The sequence below is a fragment of the Planomonospora algeriensis genome, from assembly GCF_977012225.1.
The window spans coordinates 1-3,338 of the sequence record NZ_CDRNDK010000587.1; the positions used below are offsets into that span (position 1 = coordinate 1).

At 72.7% G+C, this 3,338-nt stretch carries 6 protein-coding genes; 3 read left to right on the forward strand and 3 right to left on the reverse strand.

Annotated features, from left to right (window positions below):
* The 3 genes from ACWJ6R_RS32865 to ACWJ6R_RS32875 form a co-directional block, all read right to left on the reverse strand.
* A partial coding sequence (locus ACWJ6R_RS32865) for a helix-turn-helix domain-containing protein (protein ID WP_449065955.1) occupies nt 1–124 on the reverse strand: 124 nt, incomplete at its 3' end.
* 243 nt (nt 125–367) lie between these two features.
* A complete protein-coding gene (locus ACWJ6R_RS32870) occupies nt 368–643 on the reverse strand; it encodes a WhiB family transcriptional regulator (RefSeq protein WP_449065950.1) in 276 nt (91 codons plus the stop codon).
* A gap of 127 nt (nt 644–770) precedes the next feature.
* Entirely contained in the window at nt 771–1,772 is a 1,002-nt protein-coding gene (locus ACWJ6R_RS32875; protein WP_449065951.1) for a DNA topoisomerase IB, read from the reverse strand.
* A 181-nt stretch (nt 1,773–1,953) separates the two neighbouring features.
* On the opposite strand from ACWJ6R_RS32875, the gene ACWJ6R_RS32880 reads away from it, so the two are divergent.
* From ACWJ6R_RS32880 to cbiE, 3 genes are all read left to right on the forward strand, one after another.
* A complete protein-coding gene (locus ACWJ6R_RS32880; RefSeq protein WP_449065952.1) occupies nt 1,954–2,352 on the forward strand; it encodes a PPOX class F420-dependent oxidoreductase in 399 nt (132 codons plus the stop codon).
* A 90-nt stretch (nt 2,353–2,442) separates the two neighbouring features.
* Entirely contained in the window at nt 2,443–2,844 is a 402-nt protein-coding gene (locus tag ACWJ6R_RS32885) for a pyridoxamine 5'-phosphate oxidase family protein (RefSeq protein WP_449065953.1), read from the forward strand.
* Nucleotides 2,837–3,338: precorrin-6y C5,15-methyltransferase (decarboxylating) subunit CbiE (cbiE, locus tag ACWJ6R_RS32890; RefSeq protein WP_449065954.1), on the forward strand; the 502-nt coding region annotated here is incomplete at its 3' end. The genes ACWJ6R_RS32885 and cbiE, both read left to right, overlap by 8 nt.

Sequence of the window (3,338 nt, forward strand, 5' to 3'; positions counted from 1 at the left end):
CGGTACGGCGGTGCTCCAGGGCGGCGTTGTAGAGCTGCCGGTGGTCTTCCAGGCAGGCGGTGAGGGCGGCGGCCTGCTTGGCGGTGGGGCGCAGCAGGAACTTGTAGGACCTGCGCACACCCACCTCCCCTCACGTTCGGTAACGATAACACCACGATATCGGCTGGCGCCGGTAAAACCGGGAAGGACGTTCATGATGCGCGGACCTGACAGGTCGGGGCACGCTCGGGCCTGGGCGGCCCTCCCGCTCCCGGTTCCCCCGTCGCCTGAAGGCGACGGTCCCCTCGGGAGGCTCTGATGGTCTCCACAGGGGGCGGCGTGGCCGGACGCGCGTGGTGCGAGAGGCCGCGGCCGCTCGGGCCCGGCGTCACATGCTGGCGCCCTGCCGGGTGCCCGCCAGGGCCGCGGCCCGTTCGTCGGGGCTGGTACCGCCCCAGACGCCGTGCATCTGGTGGGTGCTGAGGGCGTACTCCAGGCATTGGGCGCGCACCGGGCAGCGCCGGCAGACGGCCTTGGCGTGTTCGTGCTGCATGTGGCCCGGCCCCTGGAGCGAGATGGGGAAGAACAGCTCCGGGTCCTCGCTGAGGCAGGCCGCGAGGCGGGACCAGTGCGTGATGAAGGCGATGTCATTACGAGAAGTCACATCAAATCCAATGAATGTGGGATAAATCCGACCGATGTCGGCTCAACTTGTTCACTCGGATGCCCGCGCCTGTCGGGTTCATACGGGTTCGGGAGAGAAAAGGTCGGCAAAATCGGCGTCGGAGAATTCACGATCGGCGCAGCAGCGAGATGACCGCCCGCTCCACGCCGCCGTGGGTGGACAGCTGCCCGAAGTCGGTCTCGGCGCCGAGTTCGGTGAGCGCGCGGGCGACGGTCCGCCCCTTCTCGTAGGCCTCGACGACGCGGGGGTCGACGTAGGACGCGCGGGCGACGGCGGGGGTGTTGCCGAGGTAGCGGGCCACCTCGGTCATCACCCTGCTGACCGCCCGCCTCCTGCCGGTCCGCGACCGGGCCCGGGTGGAGACCGCCAGGCCCACCGCGGCGAGCACGGTCGCGTGCCAGGTCCGGAAGTCCTTGGCCGACACCTCGTACTCGAACGCCTCGCGCAGGTAGGCGTTGATGTCGTCGCTGCGCACGTCCACCCAGCGGGAGCCGTCCCGGTAGCGCAGCAGCTCGCCGTCCTCGCCGCTCCGGTGCAGGGCGGCGACCACCTCGCACACGTCCGCGTCGACGATCTCCATCTCGCGGTGCTTGCCGCCCTTGGCCGGGTAGGAGCAGGCGACCCGGCCCGCCGCGCAGGTGACGTGCTCCATCCGCAGCGTCGCCAGGCCGAACGACTCGTACGCCTCGCCGCCCACCCGGAAGAAGCCGATGTCGAGCATCCGGGCCGCCGCGCCGAGCACCCGCTCGCGGGTCAGCCCCCGCTGCCGCAGGTGCTCGGCGACGCGGTCGCGGAACTTCGGCAGCCGGTCGGCCATCTCCAGGACCCGGTCGAACTTGATCCGGTCCTGCTCGACGCGCCAGACGTCGTGGTACCGGTACTGCCGGCGGCCGGCCGAGTCCGTGCCGACCGCCTGGATGTGCCCGTCCGCCGAGCGGCAGATCCACACGTCGGTCCAGGCCGGGGGGAGGGCCAGCGACCTGATCCGCGCGATGGTGCGGCGGTCGCGGACCGGCCGGCCGTCGGGGTGGTGGTAGCTGAAGCCGTGGCCCCTGCGGCGGCGCCGGATACCCGGCTCCGCGGGATCGCTCTGGCGAAGTTCGGTCATGGGCGGCCCCCTACCCGCGCGGACGCGGCATATGAACGGGAGGCGGGCCGGAGCCCCTGCGTAAACGGCAGGTCGGGAACGGGAACGCGGATTCCGGGAACGCGTGGCGGAGCGGAGCGGGTCGCCGCGAGAAGCTGTTCGATCGGTCCGTAGGCATACCGAACCGATCCTGGAGGTCTCCGTGGGGAAGCTGAACGACGACGCCAAGGAACTGCTCCGCCGGCCGGTGCACGGCTGGGTGACCACGCTGCGGCCGGACGGCTCGCTGCACAGCACCGTGGTCTGGGTGGACGTCGACGGCGACGACGTCGTCTTCAACACGGCCATCGGCCGGGCCAAGGAGCGGCACCTGCGCGCCGACCCCCAGGTGTCGGTGAGCGTCCTGGACCCGCAGGACCCCTTCCACCTGGTGAGCGTCTCGGGTACGGCGCAGCTGGAACTGGAGGGCGCCGACGCGGTCATTGACCGTCTGGCGAAGAAGTACCTGAACGTGGACTCCTACCCGTACCGCCAGCCGGGGGAGCAGCGCATCACGGTCCGGGTCGCCCCGGAGCAGGTGATCTACAACGCGGGAAGCTGACCGCCCGCCCCCGCGCCCGCCCGGCGGGGCGCGACCCGGGGGGAAGCCCTAACATGTCGCCCTGAACCATGACGATCAGGGAAGGGCCGGGTGTTGAAGGATCTCGGGGACGGATTCCACGCCTTCTGGCGGGAGCGCCACCTGTGCACGCTGACCACCCTGCGGCCCGACGGCACCCCGCACGTGGTCCCGGTGGGGGTGACGCTGGACGCCGAGGCGGGCGTCGCGCGGGTGATCACCTCCGGCTCCTCACGCAAGGCCCGCCACGTCCCGGAGGCGGAGCGGGAGGCCGGTGAGGGCGTGCCGGTCGCGGTCTGCCAGGTGGACGGGCGGCGCTGGTCGACCCTGGAGGGCCGGGCGGTGGTCCGCCGGGATCCGGAGTCGGTCGCCGAGGCCGAACGCCGCTACGCCGAGCGCTACAAGACGCCCCGCGAGAACCCCTCCCGCGTCGTGATCGAGATCCGCGTCACCCGGGTCATGGGCAATGTCTGACGCTTCCCCGGGCCCCGTCGCAGGCCCCTTCACAGGCTCCGCCGCAGGACCCGTCACGGACACCGGCCCGGCCGTCGCGGTCGTCGGGATCGGCGCCGACGGCTGGGCCGGGCTGTCGGCGGCCGCGCGCCGCGAACTGCACACCGCCGAGGTGCTCATGGGCGGCGCGCGGCAGCTCGCCCTGGTGCCCGAGCCCACCGCCGAGCGGGTCGTGTGGCCCTCACCGCTGCTGCCCGCGCTGCCCGGCCTGATCGCCGCCCACTCCGGCCGCCGGATCTGCGTGCTGGCCAGCGGCGACCCCATGTTCCACGGCATCGGCACGACGCTGGCCCGCCTGCTGGGGCCGGACCGGCTCCGGGTGGTCCCGCACGCGTCGTCGGTCTCGCTGGCCTGCGCCCGCCTCGGCTGGGCCGCCGACCGGACCGAGGTCGTCAGCCTGGTGACCCGCCCGGTCGAGTCGCTGCGCGCCGTGCTCCACCCCGGCCGCCGGATCC